We start from the raw sequence: 21,989 nt of genomic DNA, 5'->3' as shown, positions 1-21,989 counted from the left end.
CACACTTTTTTCGGGGGACTTTTTCAGTGACCTCATGCTGGGGCTCTTTTTTGTCCGATAGGATCTGTCTCAAGGACAAAAGTGAGAATCGGAGGCAAATTTTCGCCGCCTGCTATTTTCAAAGAAAATAAAAAAATATAAAAAACCAGAGGAGAAAACGATATCGAGTCGTTTTTCTCCTCTGGTTCATTTTAAAGATTTATTGGACAGCCACATTTGCTTTACAGTTTGGCAAATACGTTCTCCACAGCTTCGATCGTCTTCTCGATATCTTCCTTGCTATGTTCAGTTGAAAGGAACAGCCCTTCAAACTGGGAAGGAGGAAGCGAGATTCCTTCTTCTAACATACCTTTAAAATATCTGGCGAAAAGATTCAGGTCAGATGATTTCGCCGTTTCATAATTGACGACGTTTTGATCGGTGAAGAAGAAGCCGATCATCGATCCCGCACGGTTAACAGTGAGCGGAATGTTGTATTTTTGCGCAGCGTTCATAAAGCCTTCTTCAAGAAGATCGCCTTTCTTAACAAACTCTTTATAATGTTCAGGCGTAAGTTGAGCAAGCGTTTCGTATCCTGCCGCCATTGCCAGCGGATTGCCGGATAACGTTCCTGCCTGATAAATCGGGCCGCTCGGGGCAATTTGCTCCATAATTTCTTTTTTGCCCCCATAAGCTCCTACTGGAAGACCGCCGCCGATCACTTTGCCGAGACACGTTAAATCCGGGGTAATGCCGAAATAGCTTTGTGCACATCCGTAATCGACACGGAAGCCGGTCATGACTTCGTCAAAGACTAACAATGCACCGTATTGTTTTGTAATTTGCCTCAAGCCTTCAAGGAACCCTTTTTGCGGCGGAACAACACCCATATTGCCGGCAACCGGTTCGACAATAATGCAGGCAATGTCTTCGCCAAATTGTTCAAAGGCATAGCGGACACTTTCCAAATCATTGTATTGAACGGTGATTGTATTTTGTGCAACAGATTCCGGAACACCCGGGCTGTCCGGAAGACCAAGTGTCGCAACACCAGATCCTGCTTTAATTAATAACGAATCTCCGTGTCCATGATAACAGCCTTCAAATTTTAAAATTTTATTTCGTCCGGTATAACCACGCGCAAGGCGAAGCACGCTCATCGTCGCCTCAGTTCCCGAGTTAACCATCCGGACGATTTCGATAGAAGGAACGCGGTCTGTGACAAGCTTAGCGAGCTTTGTCTCCCATTCGTTTGGCGCCCCGAAACTCGTCCCCATTTCAGCTGTTTGTTTCAAACTTTCAACAACTCTTGGGTTTGCATGCCCTAAAATGAGAGGTCCCCATGATAGAACATAATCGATATATTCATTTCCATCAATATCATACACTTTTGAACCTTTTCCCCGTTCAAAATAAACCGGGTCCATATTGACGGATTTAAATGCGCGAACAGGGCTGTTTACCCCGCCCGGCATATATTTCTTCGCTTCCTGGAATGCCGCTTTTGATTTTTCAAAACTTCTCATTTGAAGTCCTCCGTCCTAAAGAATCACATATATTTTTTTAAGAAGAATAAATTGGCCCTTCGCCAATTTACTCTATCCGACTTTTTGCTTGTGGCATCTAGAAAAAACACATAGCGTATTGCTTATTCGCTTAACCAACGGGCAACATCTTTTGCATGATACGTAATAATCAAATCGGCTCCTGCGCGCTTCATTCCTGTTAAAGCTTCCATGACGGCACCTTTTTCATCAATCCAGCCATTTTGACTCGCCGCTTTCATCATTGAATATTCCCCGCTTACATTGTAGGCAACGAGCGGAAGCGGGTAGCGGTCTTTAAGCTCTCGAATAATATCAAGATAGCTTAATGCCGGTTTTACTATTAAAAAGTCCGCGCCTTCGTCAATATCTGATTCTGCTTCGCGCAGCGCTTCCAATCGATTCGCCGGATCCATTTGATACGTTTTTCGGTCACCAAATTGCGGTGCGCCATGTGCGGCATCACGGAATGGTCCGTAAAAAGAAGACGAATATTTCACCGCATACGACATGATCGGGATATGTGCAAATCCTGCTTCATCAAGGGCCGTCCGAATCGCAATAACGAACCCGTCCATCATATTGGAAGGCGCAATGATGTCGGCTCCCGCTTCTGCCTGAGAAACCGCCGTTTTGGCCAGCAAAGCGAGTGATTCGTCATTGGCGATCTCATTCCCTCGTACTACCCCGCAGTGGCCATGTGTTGTATATTGGCAAAGGCACGTATCAGCAATGACTGTTAATTCCGGGAATCCCGCTTTAATTCGCTGAATGGCCCGCTGTACAATACCGTTTTGTTCAAATGCAGATGTTCCTTCTTCATCCTTATGATCTGGCACTCCGAAAACAATGACGGAACGAATGCCAAGCTCAACGATCGACCGCATTTCTTCTTCTAAGTAATCTAATGAAAGTTGGAACACCCCGGGCATGGAGGCCACTTCTTTTTTCACTTTTTCCCCTTCTACAAAAAAGATCGGATAAATCAAATCTTCTTTATGAAGATGTGTTTCTCTTACTAATGCCCTCATGCTCTCCGAACTTCTTAATCTTCTATGTCTTTGAAACATCATAGAAATGCCCCTCTCTCTTCAATCGCTTTCAAAATAATCACATATCGCTTCAATAATACCTTCTTCAGTGTACTCTTCAGCGACTATGACGCGCTCGAATCCATTATTATAAGCTTCTCTTTCCGTCACTGGCCCGACACATGCGACTAGCGGCGTTTTTTTGAAAGAAATGCCCAATGCCGAAAAGTAGTTTACTGCAGATGGACTCATAAAAATAATAACATCGACTGTTTCAACCTGGCTAATCATCCGACTTTCCGGCACTTCCTGATTCGTTTCATAAACGATAATTTCGGTTACTTCACATGTATCACCAAGTTTGTTTAAAATGGTTGATTTCGCAAGATTCCCTTTTGGAACCAAAATTCGTTCACCAGGCTGAACGATCCCCTTAAGCTCATTTGCTAATTCAGTTCCTTCAAACCGTTTCGGCATGCAGTCGACTTTTACATTTTCTTTTTTTAAAAGCTCCGCCGTTTTTTTGCCGACTGCGGCAATTTTTTGCCGTCTGATGGCACCGCCTGTGTCTCGCAATTCTTTCAGAAAAAATTTCACTCCGTTTGCGCTTGTGAAGACGATCCAATCATACGAACAAAGCTGGCAAATGGCCGTTTTTAGTGCGGCTTTGTCGTCCGGCTCGGTAAAGGATAACAAAGGGAACGGAATCGGCTCACCGCCGGCTTCTTCAATTCGTTTTAACAGGGAAGCCGCTTGTTCTTTTGCCCGGGTCACGACGATTTTTTTTCCCGATAAGACAGAACGTTCCATCACTTATTCAACTCATCTTTTACCGCATCTAAAATGGCTTCGGCGCCTTTTTCTTTTAAAAGTTCAGCTAACCCGGTACCCAGTTTGTGCGGGTTTTCCCCTTTTGCCGTTTCTTTAATGATGGTTTTTCCGTCAGGTGTTGCGACAAGTCCCGTTAATGTGATTTCAAACGTGCCCGAAAGCTCGGCAAATCCTGCAATCGGCACCTGGCAACCGCCTTCCAACGTGTGAAGGAAGGCGCGTTCAGCCATAACGGTTTTATACGTTGCGTCATCGTTTAATCGTTCGAGAAGGTTTCTTACGTCCTCATCATTTTGACGGCATTCAATGGCGAGTGACCCTTGTCCGACCGCAGGAATGCTGACTGTAACAGGCAAATATTCCGTAACAATCTCCTTTGACCAGCCCATTCGTTCAAGGCCCGCAGCCGCTAAAATGATCGCGTCAAATTCTCCGGATTCGAGTTTAGCGAGTCTCGTATCAATATTGCCACGAATGGACTTAATTTTAATATCAGGCCGGACATTTAAGATTTGTGCAGCGCGCCTTAATGAGCTTGTCCCGACAACCGCGCCTTCAGGCAATTCTTGAAGCGACGCATATTTTTTCGAAATAAACGCATCCCTCGGATCTACCCGTTTCGGCGTGCAGCCGATGATAAGCCCTTCAGGAAGCTCTGCCGGCATGTCCTTCATACTATGTACAGCAATATCGATTTCTTCATCGAGCATCGCCTGTTCAATTTCTTTTACAAACAGTCCTTTTCCGCCAACCTTTGAAAGGGTTACATCAAGAATGACATCGCCTTTTGTAACAATTTCTTTCACTTCAAATTCATATGGTAAGCCCAGGCTTTTCATTTGATCAATGAACCAATTCGTCTGCGTAAGGGCAAGCTTGCTCCTTCTAGAGCCTACGATTATTTTTCTCATTTTCTAAACCTCCAGAACGTTCTCCTCTATTTATTGATACCAGAAATGAAATTCTGTAAACGTTGACGCTAAAAAATAATTAATGAGTACGATCAAAAAAGCAGCTACATTCATAAAAGCAAGCGTGCGCCCTTGCCTTCCTTTCGCAACTTTTTCATACAAATAAAAACTGTAAACGAGCAGCACGATAAAAGACATGACCACTTTAAAGTCGAGCAGAGAGAATGCTTTTACTTTCAAGAATGCCCATGTTAATCCTAAAATTAAGCTTAAAAGCAAAAGAGGCACCCCGAGCATATTGAAAATAAACGATAATTGATCAAGCTGCGATAAGCTGCCGAACCGCTGTAGCCGTTTGCTCCATTTTTTCTGTTTTAACATGTCATGCTGGATTAAATACATCAATGAAAACACACCGGACAAACTGAACAACCCATAAGATAGAAACGCCATCGTAATATGGATGACCATTAATTCCGATGTTAAATGCTCTTTCAAAATCCAGCTAATTTGTGCTCTTGGAATAAACAGATTTAACGCCATGATGACAAACCCGAGAACGTTCGTAAAAAAGAGAAGGAAATCAACACGAAAAAATCGGTTCATCACTAGCGAAAACGTTACGAGTATCCAGGCATAAAAAAATAGGCTTTCAAAAGGAGAAAAGATCGGAACCCGTCCAAATTCAATCATCCTTAGTGCAAAAAAAATCGTTTGCAACACCCAGACAATAGAAAGCAACCAGAAGGCAAAACGGTTCGCCTTCCGGTTGTTTTCAAGAAAATCAATAAAATATCCTGTAATGCTTAATGCATATAAAACAATCGTTACATCATAAATCCAGTTTAAATTTTGCACGTCTAAACTCCTCTCCTAGGAGCGAAGCGGAATTTCTTGTAAGGGGGCTAATTGACCCTTAACTTCTTTCGTTTCCACCACATGTTTCTCTATATCATTTTCAAGTGCAAAGATTTTAATGAATAATTCTAACGATTCATCAGAATTGGCTTCTGCCGCTAATTCTTTTATTCTCATGACCGGATCGCGCAATAATTGATTGACAATGCTTTTCGTATGTTTGCTCAATACTTTCTTCTCACGGTCGCTTAAATTAGGCATTTTCCGTTCGATGCTTTGCATTGTTTCCGCCTGAATGGCAAGTGCCTTTTCTCGCAAAGCTGAAATGACAGGAACAACGCCAAGCGTATTGACCCAGCTTTGAAACGCTACAACTTGCTCTTCGATCATTATCTCGATTTCTTCAGCTACTTTTCTACGCTCAGCAAGGTTTGCTTCAACGATTCCTTCTAAGTCATCAATATCATAAAGGAAAACACTGTCGATTTCATTTAAAGTCGGATCAAGATCACGCGGTACCGCAATATCGACCATAAATAGCGGTCTTCCTTTGCGGCGCTTCACAATCGATTGGACCATTTCCTTCGTGATGACATACGATTTGGAACCCGTAGATGTAATTACAATATCAGTATGAATTAAAACGTCTGCCATTTTCTCCATAGGGTGAGCGGTGCCTTTAAATTTCCCGGCAAGCTCTTCCGCTTTTTCAAAGGTCCGGTTTATAACATTCACCTTGCCGACTCCATTTGCATGCAAATGTTTAGCGGTTAATTCACTCATTTTGCCGGCACCGATAATAAGGATATTTTTATCATTCAATCCGCCGAAAATTTTCTTTGCCAACTCCACGGCCGCATAGCTCACTGAAACTGCATTTTCGCCAATTTCCGTTTCTGAATGACAGCGTTTTGCAAATGTAATGGCTTGTTTAAACAGATGGTTAAAAATCGTTCCTGTCGTTCCTTCTTTTTGGCCGAGTAAGAAACTGTCACGAACCTGTCCTAAAATTTGCGTTTCTCCTAATACCATCGACTGAAGGCCCGATGTCACTTTAAATAAATGTTCAATTGCATGATCGCTTTCTTTTATAAGTAAAAACGGCGACAATTCGTCCTTATTGATTTTAAACCAATCCGCAAGAAAAGCTTTCATATAATAACGGCCGGTGTGAATTTGATCAACGACTGCATAAACTTCCGTTCGATTGCAGGTTGAAATGATGACACATTCAAGTATGCTCTTGGTTTCTTTAAGTGCTTTCATCGCCTCTGATAATTGTTCAGGGCTAAATGAAACTTTTTCTCTAATTTCTACTGGTGCAGTTTTATAATTGATCCCAACAACTAGTATGTGCATCCACTCACCCCCTTTTAAATATGTATGAATTCATTCTCCTAGAGTATTATACCATGTTTGTCGATCGATATTGTATTTAAATGTGAAAAGACTTTGAAACGTGCTATGATAAGTAAATGAATCGCGTTTTCTTATCATAGTTTACCCCACGAAAAAACGCGAGTCAATGCAGCAAAATCGGTGTTTGTTATGGAGGATATTATGAAACGTCAAGGTATTTTTTCTGGAATCATATTATTAGGAATCGGCTTATTTTATCTCATTCCTCAATTACATATGTCAGTTTTAGAACCGTTTTTAACATGGCCGACAATTCTTGTACTAATAGGGGTTGCATTTTTATTAGAACAAAATTCTAAAGATGCTTCTTTTTCCGGCGTGCTTTTGCTTGGCCTTGGCATCCATTTTTACGCTGTGAAAAATGTCGCTGGCTGGCCAGGCGGGATCGAAATGATGATCCTGATTATTTCATTAGCTTTTCTTTATCAATATAAAAATACGAAAGATGGATTGGTTGCTGGGATTGTTCTTCTTATTGTTTCCGGAGCAACCCTTCTCTTTCACAGCCATTCATTTCCAGAAGTCTGGTATTCGACCATTACACAGTTTCGTCCTTATGTTTTACTAGTATTAGGCGCTTATTATGTTTTTATCCGCAAAAAATAAACGAGAGCAAATTTGCCCTCGTTTATTTTAAATAGCTTTCAATTGTACTCCATGCAGAATCTTTCCCATGACCCGTTTCTGAAGAAAATAATATGATCGGATCTTCTGGTTCTTTATTTAAAGTATCTTTAATAATTTTTACATGTTTGTCCCATTTTCCTTTAGGCACTTTATCGCATTTCGTTGCGACGATAATGACCGGAATTTGATAATGTTTTAACCAATCATACATTAATACATCATCTTTTGTCGGGGCATGACGGACATCAATCAGTTGAACGACCGCTTTCAATTGAGAACGTTTTAAAATATACGTTTCAATCATTTTCCCCCATGCTTCCCGTTCTGATTTGGACACTTTCGCAAATCCATATCCAGGTACATCGACAAAATACATTTGATCATTAATTAAATAAAAGTTTAACGTTTGTGTTTTCCCCGGTTTTGAAGACGTCCGCGCAAGGCTTTTCCGATTGATCATTTTATTAATAAAGGACGATTTGCCGACATTTGATCTGCCGGCAAGTCCGATTTCTGGCAAGTTTCCATCCGGATATTGTTCCGGTTTAACTGCCGAAATGACAATTTCTGCTTTCGTTACTTTCATTGCTTCTCTCCCACTAAGGCATGTTTTAAAACTTCATCTAAATGCGACACCGGAATAAATGTAAGATCCTCTCGAACGCTTTCCGGAATGTCGTCAATATCTTTTTCATTTTCCTCCGGCAAAATCACTTTAAGGATTCCTGCACGGTGTGCACTGAGCGATTTTTCCTTTAATCCGCCAATCGGGAGGACTCTTCCTCTGAGCGTAATTTCCCCGGTCATGCCAACGTCTTTACGTACTGGCCTGCCCGTTAATGCAGATACGAGAGCCGTTGCGATCGTAATTCCGGCAGATGGACCGTCTTTTGGAGTAGCACCTTCAGGAACATGGATGTGAATATCGGTCTTTTCATAAAAATCAGGGTCAATGCCTAACTCATCAGCCTTTGAACGGACATAACTAAATGCCGCCTGAGCCGATTCTTTCATCACATCTCCCAGTTTACCAGTTAAAATTAACTTTCCTTTCCCAGGTGAAAGCGCAACTTCAATGGAAAGCGTGTCACCTCCGGCCGTTGTATACGCAAGTCCCGTTGCAGCCCCTACTTGATCTTCCATTTCTGCCTGACCATAACGGAATCTTGGCTTGCCAACATAATTTTCGAGATTTTTCGCAGTGATCACAACACGCTTTTTCTCCTCAGATACAAGCTGTTTGGCCGCTTTTCGGCAAAGGCCAGCGATTTGGCGTTCAAGATTACGAACTCCCGCTTCCCGAGTATAATTTCGAACGAGCTTGATAATCGCATCATCTTTTAGCTGAAAGGTTGATTTTTGCAAGCCATGTTCTTTAATTTGTTTTGGAACGAGGTGGTTTTTCGCAATGTGAAGCTTTTCCACTTCCGTATAGCCTGCGATTGATATGACTTCCATCCGGTCTAAAAGCGGGCCAGGGATCGTTGTCAGACTGTTCGCCGTCGTAATAAACATGACTTTCGATAAATCGTAAGGCTCTTCTATGAAATGGTCACTAAACGTATTATTTTGTTCAGGGTCGAGCACTTCAAGAAGAGCAGCGGAAGGATCCCCGCGAAAATCGCTTGACATTTTATCAATCTCATCTAATAGGAACACAGGGTTGATCGTTCCGGCTTTTTTCATCCCTTGAATCAATCTTCCTGGCATGGCGCCGACATATGTTCTTCTGTGCCCGCGAATTTCCGCTTCATCCCGAACGCCTCCAAGGGAAATCCGGACAAAATTACGCCCTAAAGCGCGGGCGATGGAACGGGCCAGAGACGTTTTCCCGACGCCCGGAGGTCCGACGAGGCAAAGGATTGGTCCTTTTAAAGATTTCGTTAATTGTTGGACCGCTAAATATTCCAGCACCCGTTCTTTCACTTTTTCAAGGCCGTAATGATCTTCATTTAGTATTTTTTCCGTCCGGCGGATATCCAATTGATCTTTTGTTTCATTTTTCCACGGCAAATTGATAAGCCATTCAATATAATTGCGAATGACCCCGCTTTCGGCAGACGTCGATGGGATTTTTTCGTACCGATCCAATTCTTTTAATGCGACTTGCAAGACATTTTCGGGCATATTCGCGGCTTCAATTTTCTCTTTTAATGTTGAAACCTCGCCTAATTTTCCTTCTTTTTCGCCGAGCTCTTTTTGAATGGCTTTCATTTGTTCGCGCAGGTAATATTCTTTTTGCGTTTTTTCCATCGCTTTTTTAACACGTTGCCCGATTTTTTTCTCTAAACCGAGCACTTCTTTTTCATTATTAAGGATGGATATTAAATGATTTAACCGTTCTTTCACATCAACGATTTCAAGGATTTGCTGCTTTTCTTTTATTTTCAGTGATAGATGTGAAGCAATAACATCAGCTAATCGTCCCGGTTCTTCAATGTCTTGTACAGACGCAAACGTTTCCGGCGTCACTTTTTTCGAAAGGTTTATGTATTGTTCAAATTGCTGAAGAACGGTACGCATAAGAGCCTGTCCTTCTACATCGACCGTATTGTTTTCCTCAAGAAGCTCAATTTCAACTTCAAAGTATTCTTCATTTTCAATGAAGTTTTTAATTTTTCCCCTTTGCAAACCTTCTACGAGAACACGAATCGTTCCATTTGGAAGTTTCAGCATTTGTGTCACTTTCGATAATGTTCCTACTTCATATATTTGTTCCTCTGTCGGTTCCTCAACTGCTACTTCCTTTTGCGAGGAAAGAAAAATCTCCTGATCGTCAAGCATCACCTTTTCCAGTGCCTGAACTGACTTTTCCCTTCCTACATCAAGATGAAGCACCATTGTCGGGTAAACCAATAGGCCCCGAAGCGGAAGAAGAGGAAGGATGCGGGTATTTTTTTCGCCCATATTAACACCTCCAAATAGTGCTTATTGCTTGTTGCTATTGCAAATTCCCTAGTCTTTGTACAATTCTACCTATAAAGCGCGTTTTTGTCTATTTTCAAAATCGCATTTTGCGAAGGAAAGCCCCCTCCTCATTACACTGAAGTCGGAGGGGACTGAAGAAATGACGATGCAGGAACAACCTGCTCTTCCTTGGTATCGAATTCATTAAATGCAAATTCAAACACTTCCGCTATTTTTGAAACGGTGATAATTTCTATTCCTTCGATTTCTTTCAACATGGCCTGGTCATTGTCTTTAGGAATTAAAACCCGTTTAGCCCCTGCTTGTTTCGCAGCTAAAACTTTCGCCATCACCCCGCCTACAGGCTTCACCCTTCCATGTATACTAAGCTCGCCAGTCATCGCCAGTTCGTTATCAACCGGTATTTCGTGAATAGCGGAATAAATGGCTGTAGCGATCGCAATCCCCGCAGATGGGCCGTCAACAGGCGCCCCGCCTGGAAAATTAACATGTATATCATAATGTGATGCATCAACACCCATATATTTCAATACAGTAATGACGTTTTCAACCGAACCTTTTGCAAGGCTTTTTCTTCTAATCGATTTGGCATTATTTCCGATGCTTTCTTCTTCTACAATGCCAGTAATGTTAATCGATCCTTGTTTTTTCGCTCTTAATGCCGTTACCTCGATTTCAAGCAAAGCTCCACTATTTGGTCCATAAACGGCAAGACCGTTCACTAAACCAACTTTCGCCTGATCGTTGATTTTTTTATTCGGACGCGGCATTAATTGGCTCGAATGGATGACCCATTCAACATCCGCCGTTTTAATGTGATTTCGGTTTTCCGTGATTGCCAGCCCTGCAGCAATTTGCATAATATTAACGGCTTCACGTCCATTTTTCGCATACTGGGATAACAAATCGACCGTTTCATCCTGTACCTTCATTTTAATTTTTTCTGCTGCCCTCATTGCAATTTGCTTAATTTCATTTGGCTGTAATTCTCTGAAAAACACTTCAAGGCACCTTGAACGTATTGCAGGAGGAATTTCCTCCGGCGTTTTTGTCGTAGCACCTATTAAACGGAAATCAGCCGGAAGCCCATTTTTAAAAATATCATGAATGTGCGGAGGAATGTTGCTATTTTCTTCATGATAATAGGCACTTTCTAAAAAAACTTTGCGATCTTCTAGCACTTTTAATAACTTGTTCATTTGAATAGGATGCAATTCTCCGATTTCATCAATGAATAGAACGCCGCCATGGGCATTTGTGACAGCTCCTTGTTTTGGTTGCGGAATTCCTGCTTGCCCCATTGCACCGGCCCCCTGGTAAATAGGGTCATGAACAGAACCGATCAAAGGATCAGCAATTCCACGTTCATCAAAACGAGCAGTTGTCGCATCAAGTTCGACAAAAACAGCGGTTGGGCGAAAAGGAGACTTTTGATTCCGTTTTGCCTCTTCAAGCACTAAACGCGCTGCGGCAGTTTTGCCGACACCAGGCGGTCCATAAATAATGACATGTTGCGGGTTAGGGCCACATAATGCAGCGCTTAATGCTTTAATGCCATCCTGCTGCCCGATAATATCAGAAAATTTCCCCGGCCTGACCTTTTCTGCAAGAGGTTCCGTTAATGATATAGCCCGCATTTTTTTCAACTGGTCCATTTCTTTTTTCGATTCTTTATCAATACTAACTTTATGTGTGCGCTGATTTTTTAACAAATTCCAAAAGTATAGTCCGATCACGATTCCGAAAAACAGCTGAATGATGAGTGCGATACCTGTCCAGTTCATTGTTACCTCCCATAAGTTCTTATTTATGCTTCTAGTATCTCCGAGAGGTTCGTAGACTAAACAAAAAAACAGCCATAAAGGCTGTTTTTTTCAATATAATAGCGGGAATCGGCAAGACTGATTCCCGCTTTTAAACAAATTTACGATTGTACGAAACATTATGCACTTTCTTTTGGCGTTTCTTTTGGCGCCTCGATAATGGTGCCATCTTCAAGCTCCAGCTTCGGCGGAATTTTATCTGTGACGGTTTCTTTTGTGATGATACATTTGGCAACATCTTCACGCGAAGGAAGTTCAAACATAACATCCAGCATAATTCCTTCAATAATGGAACGAAGTCCACGGGCACCTGTTTTACGTTCAATCGCCTGTTTAGCGATTTCCTTCAATGCATCTTCCGTAAACTCAAGCTCAACACCATCTAAATCTAACAGTTTTTGATACTGTTTAACAAGCGCATTTTTTGGTTTTGTCAAAATTTCAACAAGCGCCTCTTCATCAAGCGGGGTCAAGCTTGCTGTTACCGGCAGACGTCCGATAAACTCTGGTATTAAACCGAAACGAAGCAAGTCTTCCGGAAGAACTTTCGATAAATATTCTCCTGCTTTTAATTCAGCTTGTCTTGATTCGGCACTAAATCCAATAACTTTCTTCCCTAAACGACGCTTAATAATTTGTTCAATGCCGTCAAATGCACCGCCGCAAATGAAGAGAATATTCGTCGTATCGATTTGAATGAATTCTTGATGCGGATGTTTGCGGCCGCCTTGAGGAGGCACACTCGCTACCGTTCCTTCAAGAATTTTCAGCAGCGCTTGCTGAACGCCTTCGCCTGATACATCCCGCGTAATTGAAGGGTTTTCCGATTTGCGTGCAATTTTATCGATTTCATCAATATAAATGATGCCTTTTTCTGCCTTCTCGACGTCATAATCAGCAGCTTGAATCAATTTTAATAAAATATTCTCGACATCTTCACCAACATAACCTGCTTCCGTTAATGAAGTAGCATCTGCAATCGCAAATGGAACATTTAAAATGCGGGCAAGGGTTTGTGCCAGCAATGTTTTACCGCTTCCTGTCGGTCCAATCATCGCAATATTACTTTTTGACAATTCGACGTCATCGGCTTTTTGCGAAGAATTGATGCGCTTATAATGATTGTAAACCGCAACGGAAAGGGACTTTTTCGCCTGTTCCTGACCGATTACATACTCATCAAGAATTTTACGGATCTCCATCGGTTTTGGAATTTCCTTAAGTTCAACATCCTCTTCTGTACCTAATTCTTCTTCCACTATTTCTGTACATAATTCAATGCATTCATCACAAATATATACACCCGGTCCTGCAACCAGTTTACGAACTTGATCTTGCGTTTTTCCGCAGAAAGAACACTTTAATTGCCCTTTTTCATCATTGAATTTAAACAACAAAATCACCCCTAACCATTAATATGGATGAAACCAACTGAAAAAACAAAAGTAAAGCAAAAGATCCCTGTCAACGTTTTCTTTTTCTACTTAAAACCCGTTCAATAGGGCTTCAGTATATGTATTGGATTGTATCATATTTCCTTATGAAAACGAAAATAAAAAACCTTAAAGCCATCGTTTTGGTATGTATTGAAAAAACTTTTGCTTTATATAAGTATGAACATTCCTATTCATTTTAAAACCTTAAATTCATTTCCAGGAGATCTTATTACTTATTTCAATATAAATTCTCTTTTTTCCTGCTTTTTTAGTAAAAACAAGGCACGAAAGCCGCGCCTTGTTTTTATTCTTATACTATATTATGCAACAGTTTTGCTGTTCTCGACAAGAAAATCGATTGCCTTACGAAGCTTAAGGTCAGCTTCAACTGCTTCATTTCCGCCTTGAAGAGCAAGCATTTGCTTAATTTTTTCAACTTCCATTTTGTACATATCAGCCATTTTTTGAAGTTCTTCGTTAATTTCTTCTTCTGTTACTTCAATTTTCTCTGCTTCTGCAATAGCTTCAAGTACAAGGTTTGTACGAACACGCTTCTCAGCATCTGCTTTCATTTGTTCACGAAGAGCTTCTTCATCCGTTCCCGAGAATTGGAAGTACAGGTCAAGATTCATGCCTTGCATTTGGAGGCGTTGTCCAAATTCTTGAACCATGCGATCAAGTTCTGTATTGATCATTGCTTCAGGAATATCAATTTCTGCTCCTTCTACCGCCTGATCAATGACAGAGTCTTGAACATGATGTTCTTTCTCATGCTTCTTGCTTTCTTCAAGCTTCGTACGAATGGATGCTTTCAATTCGTCAAGTGTTTCAACTTCTGTATTTGCTTCTTTCGCAAAGTCATCGTTTAATTCAGGAAGTTGTTTCGTCTTGATTTCATGAATTTTCACTTTAAATACCGCAGGCTTTCCAGCTAGTTCTTCAGCATGGTACTCTTCTGGGAACGTAACGTTTACGTCTTTTTCCGCACCCGCTTTTTCACCGACTAATTGCTCTTCGAAGCCAGGGATAAATGAACCTGATCCGATTTCTAATGGATAGTTGTCCGCCTTGCCGCCTTCAAATGCTTCACCGTCAACATACCCGTCGAAGTCGATGACAACTGTATCGCCGTTTTCAACAGTGCCTTCCTCTTTAATGACAAGTTCCGCTTGTTGCTCTTGAAGCCGTTTCAATTCATTATCCACGTCTTCATCAGTAACCGTTGTGTCAAACTCAGTAACTTCAAGCCCTTTGTACTCTCCAAGCTTAACTTCAGGTTTAACCGTTACTTTAGCTGTAAAAATAAGATTGGATCCTTTTTCCATTTTTTCAATGTCCACTTCTGGACGGTCAACTGGCTCAATTCCAGTTTCAACAATTGCATCGCTATATGCTTTTGGCAATAATATATCAAGTGCATCTTGATATAAAGATTCTACGCCATACATTTTTTCAAACATTTTGCGTGGAACTTTCCCTTTGCGGAATCCAGGAACGTTTATCTTTTTAACGACCTTTTTAAATGCCTGGTCAAGGGCTGTATCTACTTCAGAAGCCTCAACTTCAACGGTTAAGACTCCCTGATTCCCTTCTAACTTTTCCCATTTAGCACTCATGAATTTCCCTCCAACATTCTTCTAAATATAATTACATTCGTGTCTATTACAACCACTCTATTATAACATACCATCTATGTATTTCAACTGTCTATCCTTATCCCATCACCTTTTGGACATCAAGCTATTTCGTAGTTTCTCTGCCGTTTGATCAATCATTCGCCTTTCTATTTGAAACTTCTCATAATCTTCATCCGTCCATTCCATTCCGCTTAGTTCTACTGCCGCTTTATAGAGTGCCGCCGCCCATAATAAGACATTTTGCGGCTCAGGCATTAAGGGATATAAAGCAAGGACATAATCCCACCATATGGTCAATGCAAATTCGGCCAACATCGGATTTTCATGTTCCAATAAATCTTCTATTTTCTCTTTTACGCCCGCATTAAACGAATTCTCGTAAATATTATACAGCCTTTCCGTATCGAACTCCAACGTCTGGCCGAATTTATGTATAATAAGTTTTTCACGAATCTCGTTATCTTTAAAATATTGGAGTATCATTGTTTTTACTGCCGGATGACCGGATGTTGAGCGAAGGAATTCACGAAATATCGGTAAAATAACTTGATCATCATAATGGCTTAATTGTTGAACAGCTATCCATTCAGTATGTATTTCTTCATTATATAACATCTTTTCTAGTTGCTCGATTTCCTCTGTTGCTGCTGCCTTTTTTCCAGTAGTATCAAGTTTATGTTCATTCGGCTGCTCAAGCATTTTCCTTCCAAAGTGAAGCAATTGATAAAAAGACTCAGCCTGGCTGGCTGGCAACTTCTGTTCTTCCAACACAGCTTCGATACTTGCAACAACGGTTTCGTATTCAGAGAGCTGGACAAGGATTGACAAGTAGATTTGCAATACATCAAAGTATTCTCCAATTCCTTGCTTTAACATACGTTCGCATCTTTTTTTCGCTTCGTGAAGCTCTCCTAACTCAATTAAGCTCAGAACCGCTCCCAGATTTCCCTGCGGATGCCCTGAATCTGATTGTAACAGCTGATTAAAACAAACGAGCGCTTCTTTAAACTGTTTTGCTTTTAATGCAGCCATACCTTTTTCAATCAATCTTTTGGACAAGTTCGGAAAATGGACGATTTTATCGTTTCCTTTGTCATTTTTGCTTTTTTTCATGGTAGTTCCTCACTTGAAGATCCTATTTGCACTAGTGTAACAAATTTCAAAGCGGGAAAACAAGCGAATCGTAAAAACCCCGTCCTTTTTATTGGACAGGGTTCTCATCGTTTTAGATTACAGCACTCCGCTAGTTTCTTCATATCGTAAAATTGCATCTTCATGTTTCAAAGTCAGCGAAATCTCATCCCATCCATTCATCAACATTTCTTTCCAATATGGGTCGAAATCAAATGGATAGTTGAATCCTTGCCCGTCTGAGATTTCTTGTTCACTTAAATTTACCGTCAATTGATACTCTGATGCACTTGCTCTTTGCATTAAATCTTTTATCACTTCTTCAGGCAATTTGATGACGAGTATGCCGTTTTTTAAACAGTTATTATAAAAAATATCAGCGAAACTCGGTGCAATAATACAATCAAACCCGTAATCTTTTAACGCCCACGGGGCATGTTCCCGCGATGAGCCGCAACCGAAGTTAGGTCCTGTTACTAAAATGTTGGCGCCTTGTGCCTGTGGCTTGTTTAATTCAAACTCTTTATTTTCTTTTCCTTGATCGTCATACCGCCAATCAAAAAATAAAAATTGTCCGTAACCCGATTTTTCTATTCGTTTCAAAAATTGTTTCGGGATGATTTGGTCGGTATCCACATTTACTCGATCCAATACGGCCGGCTTCCCTGTAAATGTTTTAAACTTCCGCATAGTAAGCTCCCCTTTCTTCAAATGTGCGAACATCGACGAACTTTCCGGAAACAGCAGCCGCTGCTGCCATCGGTGGGCTCACTAAATGCGTCCTTGCCCCTTTCCCCTGTCTTCCTTCGAAATTTCGGTTGGAAGTCGAGGCGCATCTTTCTCCTGAAGGGACAATATCAGGATTCATGCCTAAACACATGGAACATCCCGAATCACGCCATTCGAAACCAGCTTCAATAAAAATGCGGTCGAGTCCCTCTTGTTCAGCAAGCCTTTTAACTCGTTGGGAACCTGGAACGACGATGGCTGTCACGCGCGGATGCACTTTCTTCCCTTGAACGATTTTAGCCGCTGCACGCAAGTCACTAATTCTCGAGTTGGTACACGATCCGATAAAGACACGGTCAATTTCGATATCCGTCATTTCCGTTCCCGCCTCAAGCCCCATGTAAGTTAAAGCTTGCCCGACAGCTTTTTGATCCGATTCACTCTCAAACTGGCCAGGGGATGGAACGCTTTGACTTACTCCTACACCCATTGAAGGATTTGTCCCCCATGTGATCATCGGTTCAATCTCTTGTGCGTTTAATTCAAGCGTTTTGTCATAGACCGCCCCGCTATCTGTCGCCAGCGCTTTCCATTCTTCTACTTTTTGCTCAAATTCCGTGCCATGAGGCGCATATTTCCGCCCTTTAATATAGTCAAACGTCACTTCATCAGGGCTGATTAAACCGGCTTTTGCCCCTGCTTCAATAGACATATTGCAAATCGTCATCCGCTCTTCCATCGTGAGGCTTCTGATCGTATCACCCGTAAATTCAATAATGTAACCCGTTCCTAAGCCAACACCATATTTTGCAATAAGTGCTAATATTATATCTTTTGCCGTGACGCCAAAGCCAAGCTTCCCGCTAATACGGACTTGCAAAGATTTCGGTTTAGATTGCCATAAGGTTTGTGTCGCAAGAACGTGTTCGACTTCACTCGTTCCAATTCCAAAAGCAAGGGCGCCAAACGCTCCGTGAGTCGAAGTATGGCTGTCGCCGCACACAATCGTTTTACCAGGGAGCGTGAGCCCCAATTCCGGCCCAATGACATGGACGATCCCCTGGTCTTCAGAGTTCAAGTCTTGCAGCCTGATTCCAAACTCCCTGCAATTTTTCTCAAGCGTCTCCACTTGTTTTTTTGCTATCGAATCTTGTATAACCATTCGATTCGCGGTTGGAATGGCATGATCCATTGTCGCAAAACAAAGCTCCGGCCTGCGAACCGTTCGATTCTTTTCTCTTAATCCTTCAAAGGCTTGAGGGGAGGTAACCTCATGAAGTAAATGTAAATCAATATATAATAGATCCGGTTTTCCTTCTTCTTTTACAACAGTATGTTTCTCCCATATTTTATCGATAATTGTTTTTGCCATACTTCCGGCACCTCCTATGATACATAACACTCCAAAATCGTGGCTGTTGCCGCATTCTCTTCCAAACGATAAACGACTTGTTGAATCATGTCTTCCGTTGAACTTATGCTTGAATCAACCGTACAAATATCCGCCGTCCGATAGCCGGCATTTACCGCTTCCTGAACGGCCATTTCGATCGCCTCTGCCTCTTGAACCATATGGAATGAATGGCGAAGCATCATTGCTGCGGATAAAATCATTCCAAGCGGGTTGGCGACATTCATACCGGCAATGTCAGGTGCCGAACCATGAATCGGTTCATACAACGCCGGTCCGTCCTCACTTAGTGAAGCAGATGGCAGCATTCCTAATGAACCTGTAATCATCGACGCTTCATCGCTTAAAATATCGCCAAACATATTTTCAGTGACAATGACATCAAATTGTTTCGGATTTTTCACTAATTGCATGGCGGCATTATCGACAAGCATATGTTCAACGTGCACGTCGGGATAATGTTCTTTTGTTTCTTCAACAATTTCCCGCCACATTCTGCTTGATTCGAGAACATTTGCTTTATCAACGGATGTTACTTTTTTATTTCTTTTCTGCGCAAGAGAAAAGGCTTTTTCAACGATCCGCTTAATATCTTCTCTTGAGTATTCCAGCGTATCGACAACAAATTCGCGATCTTGCCCGCGCCTTTCGCTCGGTTGGCCAAAATAAAGGCCTCCCGTTAATTCACGAACAAATAAGAGATCAACACCTTGAATGTTTTCTTTCTTTAAAGGCGAAATATCTTGCAAACTATTAATCACAGAAACCGGGCGAAGATTGGCAAACACATTCAATGCCTTACGCAGCCCAAGCAACCCTTTTTCCGGTCTTTTTTCAGGAGGGAGGGAATCCCATTTGCTTCCTCCGACCGCCCCTAAAAGAATCGCATCACTGTTTTTACATGCTTCTAATGTTTCAGCGGGAAGCGGTTCACCTGTTTTGTCAATCGCGTCACCGCCGATTGGCAATGTGGTAAATTCAAATTGATGATGAAAGCGTTTTTCGATCGCTTTTAATACTGTAATGGCTCCTTTCATAACTTCCGGTCCAATACCATCACCTGGCAATACAGCGATTGTGCATTTCATTGTTCATCCCTCCTAATTCATTTACAAGCTTACCTCGATTAATTCCTTTTGCTCATGACCGAGCAATACTTGATTTACTGCATGAATATAAGCTTTAGCCGATGCTTTTAATACATCTTGAGATGTTCCTCTTCCATTAAATTCACTTCCGTCAAACTCGAGCGACACATATACTTGTGCAAGAGCGTCCCTTCCTGCGCCAACAGATTGAATTCGGTAATCTTTTAAGTGAACGTCCATCGACAACATTTTGTCAATCGTGTTATAGATGGCTTCAACGCTTCCTGATCCCGTTCCGGCTTCTTGAATTTCGCTTCCTTCAGGTGTCTTTAAGGAAATCGTCGCTGTAGGAATGTTCGTTGTTCCATACGACACATGGAAATCTAGTAATTTATACAACGGCGTTGGCGGCTCAATTTGGTGCTCTAGCAACAAAGTAAACAGATCCTCTTCCGTCAGTTCTTTTTTACGGTCGGCTAAACGTTTAAATGCTGCAAACATTTCATTTAGCTTTTCTTCAGTTGGTGAAAATCCTAGTGAATTGATGCGGTCACGGAACGCATGTCTTCCTGAATGCTTGCCGAGTACCAGCTCATTGGAAGCAACGCCGACAAGTTCCGGTGTAATAATTTCATACGTTGATTTTTCTTTTAACACGCCGTCCTGGTGAATGCCTGATTCATGAGCAAACGCATTTTTCCCGACGACCGCTTTATTAGGTGGAACAGAAATCCCTGTAAAACGGCTTACTAATGTGCTAGTTCGCTTAATTTCCTGCAAAGTTAAACGAGTATCTGCCTGATAAAAGTCTCGGCGAATGTTTAAGGCAACTGCGATTTCTTCGAGTGATGCGTTTCCGGCCCGTTCCCCGATTCCGTTAAGTGTACATTCGACTTGATCCGCACCATTTTCAATTGCTGATAAAGAGTTCGCTACTGCCATTCCAAGATCATCGTGGCAATGGGTTGAAAGTTTCACACGGTCGATGTTCCGGACATTTTCTTTTAAATAGCGAAAAATGGCGCCATACTCTTCAGGTGTCGTATAACCGACCGTATCAGGAATGTTGATGACATTCGCTCCTGCATCGATTACTTTTTCCACAATTTTCACAAGAAATGGCAAGTCCGTACGGGAGGCATCTTCCGCAGACCATTGAACGATAGGGAAACGCTGTTTCGCATATTTCACCATATTTACAGCCTGTTCAAGGACTTCATCCTGCGTCTTTTTCAACTTGTACGTCATATGGATCGGTGATGTTGCGATAAATACATGAAGCCGCGGCTCTTCAGAATATTGCAGAGCCTCCCAGGCGGCATCAATATCTTTAGCGTTCGCCCGGGCCAGGCCTGTCACTGAGCTGCCTTTAATCGTCTGCGCGATTTTCTTTACCGATTCCAAATCGCCTGGTGAGGCGGCGGGAAACCCCGCCTCAATAATGTCTACACCAAGACGCTCAAGCTGTTTTGCGATTTCAAGCTTTTCATTATGGTTAAGGTTTACACCGGCTGTTTGCTCTCCATCTCTTAATGTCGTATCAAAGATGTCAATTTTTCGCACTGCCGACCACTTCCTTCGACTTTTGTTTCGCTTTAACAAACGGCATCATTTCACGAAGTTCGCTTCCAACAACTTCAATTGGATGTTTCTTCTCTTTTTCATTAATTGCATTGAATACCGGGCGATTTGCCTGATTTTCTAAAATCCAGCCTTTTGCAAATTGGCCTGTTTGAATATCTTTCAAAATTTCTTTCATTGCCGCTTTTGTTTCATCTGTCACTACGCGCGGTCCTGATTGGAAATCACCCCATTGTGCAGTATCGGAAACGGAATATCTCATTCCCGCAAGCCCGCCTTCGTACATAAGGTCAACGATCAATTTCAGCTCGTGCAAACATTCAAAATAAGCAACTTCAGGTTGATAGCCAGCTTCAACAAGGGTTTCAAAACCGGCTTTTACTAAAGCAGACACCCCTCCGCAAAGTACAGCCTGCTCACCAAACAAATCTGTTTCTGTCTCTTCTTCAAACGTCGTCTCAAGTACACCGGCACGTGCCGCTCCGATTCCTTTTGCATATTCCAATGCAGTTTCTTTTGCATGTCCTGTCGCATCTTGATAAATAGCAATCAGAGCAGGAACGCCCGCACCTTCTTCATACGTTCTTCTTACAAGATGTCCCGGACCTTTAGGTGCTACTAAGAATACATCAACGTCTTTTGGCGGAACGATTTGATGGAAATGAACGTTAAATCCGTGTGCAAAAACAAGCGATTTGCCAGCTGTTAATACTGGTTCAATTTCATTTTTATACGTAGCTGGTTGATGTTCGTCAGGTAAAAGAATCATAATAACATCCGCTTGTTCACAGGCTTCTCTAACAGAATAAACGGAAAATCCATCTTCCTGGGCTTGTTCCCATGACTTGCCTTGACGAAGTCCGATTACAACTGAATACCCGCTGTCACGCAAGTTTTGTGCATGTGCATGCCCCTGCGATCCATAGCCGACAACTGCGATCGTTTTTCCAGTTAAAAATCCTTCTTGAATATCTTTGTTATAAACTACTTTTGCCATAATTTACTCTCTCCCTTTTTTCATTTAA

At 41.8% G+C, this 21,989-nt stretch carries 18 protein-coding genes; 1 reads left to right on the top strand and 17 read right to left on the bottom strand.

Annotated elements, in window-relative coordinates; translation table 11 throughout:
* Nucleotides 1–221: 221 nt before the first annotated feature.
* From hemL to hemA, 6 genes are all read right to left on the bottom strand, one after another.
* The gene (gene hemL / locus WD019_RS04720) at nt 222–1,505 is read right to left on the bottom strand and encodes a glutamate-1-semialdehyde 2,1-aminomutase (protein WP_026676470.1); all 1,284 of its coding nucleotides are present in this window, start codon (nt 1,503–1,505) and stop codon (nt 222–224) included.
* 122 nt (nt 1,506–1,627) lie between these two features.
* Nucleotides 1,628–2,596, bottom strand: coding sequence for a porphobilinogen synthase (hemB, locus tag WD019_RS04715; protein ID WP_425710799.1), 969 nt, complete (start codon nt 2,594–2,596; stop codon nt 1,628–1,630).
* An 18-nt stretch (nt 2,597–2,614) separates the two neighbouring features.
* Nucleotides 2,615–3,364 (bottom strand): uroporphyrinogen-III synthase, encoded by a 750-nt coding sequence (locus WD019_RS04710; protein ID WP_425710798.1) that lies wholly within the window; start codon nt 3,362–3,364, stop codon nt 2,615–2,617.
* Nucleotides 3,364–4,296, bottom strand: a complete 933-nt coding sequence (gene hemC, locus WD019_RS04705; protein WP_026676473.1) for a hydroxymethylbilane synthase — start codon at nt 4,294–4,296, stop codon at nt 3,364–3,366. The genes WD019_RS04710 and hemC overlap by 1 nt, the downstream gene beginning before the upstream one ends.
* Before the next feature lie 30 nt (nt 4,297–4,326).
* Complete coding sequence (locus WD019_RS04700; protein ID WP_026676474.1) at nt 4,327–5,154, bottom strand: cytochrome C assembly family protein; 828 nt, start codon at nt 5,152–5,154, stop codon at nt 4,327–4,329.
* A gap of 15 nt (nt 5,155–5,169) precedes the next feature.
* The gene (hemA, locus tag WD019_RS04695) at nt 5,170–6,513 is read right to left on the bottom strand and encodes a glutamyl-tRNA reductase (protein WP_026676475.1); all 1,344 of its coding nucleotides are present in this window, start codon (nt 6,511–6,513) and stop codon (nt 5,170–5,172) included.
* A gap of 201 nt (nt 6,514–6,714) precedes the next feature.
* Here hemA and WD019_RS04690 point away from each other — a divergent pair, with 201 nt between their 5' ends.
* On the top strand, nt 6,715–7,179 hold the full coding sequence (locus WD019_RS04690; protein WP_051291258.1) for a LiaF transmembrane domain-containing protein: 465 nt from the start codon (nt 6,715–6,717) through the stop codon (nt 7,177–7,179).
* A gap of 22 nt (nt 7,180–7,201) precedes the next feature.
* On the opposite strand, the gene yihA is transcribed toward WD019_RS04690, so the two are convergent.
* The 11 genes from yihA to ilvC all read right to left on the bottom strand — a co-directional run bounded on the left by yihA (nt 7,202) and on the right by ilvC (nt 21,961).
* Nucleotides 7,202–7,786: a ribosome biogenesis GTP-binding protein YihA/YsxC gene (gene yihA, locus WD019_RS04685; RefSeq protein WP_026676476.1), complete on the bottom strand. Its 585-nt coding sequence runs from the start codon at nt 7,784–7,786 to the stop codon at nt 7,202–7,204.
* Nucleotides 7,783–10,107, bottom strand: a complete 2,325-nt coding sequence (lon, locus tag WD019_RS04680; protein WP_026676477.1) for an endopeptidase La — start codon at nt 10,105–10,107, stop codon at nt 7,783–7,785. The genes yihA and lon overlap by 4 nt, the downstream gene beginning before the upstream one ends.
* Before the next feature lie 131 nt (nt 10,108–10,238).
* Entirely contained in the window at nt 10,239–11,912 is a 1,674-nt protein-coding gene (gene lonB, locus WD019_RS04675; RefSeq protein ID WP_425710797.1) for an ATP-dependent protease LonB, read from the bottom strand.
* A 158-nt stretch (nt 11,913–12,070) separates the two neighbouring features.
* Nucleotides 12,071–13,345, bottom strand: a complete 1,275-nt coding sequence (clpX, locus tag WD019_RS04670) for an ATP-dependent protease ATP-binding subunit ClpX (RefSeq protein WP_026676479.1) — start codon at nt 13,343–13,345, stop codon at nt 12,071–12,073.
* 362 nt (nt 13,346–13,707) lie between these two features.
* On the bottom strand, nt 13,708–15,003 hold the full coding sequence (tig, locus tag WD019_RS04665) for a trigger factor (protein ID WP_026676480.1): 1,296 nt from the start codon (nt 15,001–15,003) through the stop codon (nt 13,708–13,710).
* 105 nt (nt 15,004–15,108) lie between these two features.
* Nucleotides 15,109–16,137, bottom strand: coding sequence for a hypothetical protein (locus tag WD019_RS04660; protein ID WP_425710796.1), 1,029 nt, complete (start codon nt 16,135–16,137; stop codon nt 15,109–15,111).
* A gap of 117 nt (nt 16,138–16,254) precedes the next feature.
* Nucleotides 16,255–16,845, bottom strand: coding sequence for a 3-isopropylmalate dehydratase small subunit (leuD, locus tag WD019_RS04655; protein ID WP_425710795.1), 591 nt, complete (start codon nt 16,843–16,845; stop codon nt 16,255–16,257).
* Nucleotides 16,832–18,256: a 3-isopropylmalate dehydratase large subunit gene (leuC, locus tag WD019_RS04650; protein WP_026676483.1), complete on the bottom strand. Its 1,425-nt coding sequence runs from the start codon at nt 18,254–18,256 to the stop codon at nt 16,832–16,834. The genes leuD and leuC overlap by 14 nt, the downstream gene beginning before the upstream one ends.
* Before the next feature lie 14 nt (nt 18,257–18,270).
* On the bottom strand, nt 18,271–19,383 hold the full coding sequence (leuB, locus tag WD019_RS04645; RefSeq protein ID WP_425710794.1) for a 3-isopropylmalate dehydrogenase: 1,113 nt from the start codon (nt 19,381–19,383) through the stop codon (nt 18,271–18,273).
* Between the two features lie 21 nt (nt 19,384–19,404).
* Nucleotides 19,405–20,946, bottom strand: coding sequence for a 2-isopropylmalate synthase (locus WD019_RS04640; RefSeq protein WP_425710793.1), 1,542 nt, complete (start codon nt 20,944–20,946; stop codon nt 19,405–19,407).
* Entirely contained in the window at nt 20,933–21,961 is a 1,029-nt protein-coding gene (ilvC, locus tag WD019_RS04635; protein ID WP_425710792.1) for a ketol-acid reductoisomerase, read from the bottom strand. Before ilvC ends, WD019_RS04640 begins: the two co-directional genes overlap by 14 nt.
* Nucleotides 21,962–21,989: the final 28 nt, after the last annotated feature.

Source organism: Fictibacillus sp. Mic-4 (genome assembly GCF_049843615.1).
Taxonomy (GTDB): domain Bacteria; phylum Bacillota; class Bacilli; order Bacillales; family Fictibacillaceae; genus Fictibacillus_A; species Fictibacillus_A gelatini.
Note: the sequence above shows the minus strand (reverse complement) of the source record. Positions and strands in the feature narration are given on the sequence as shown.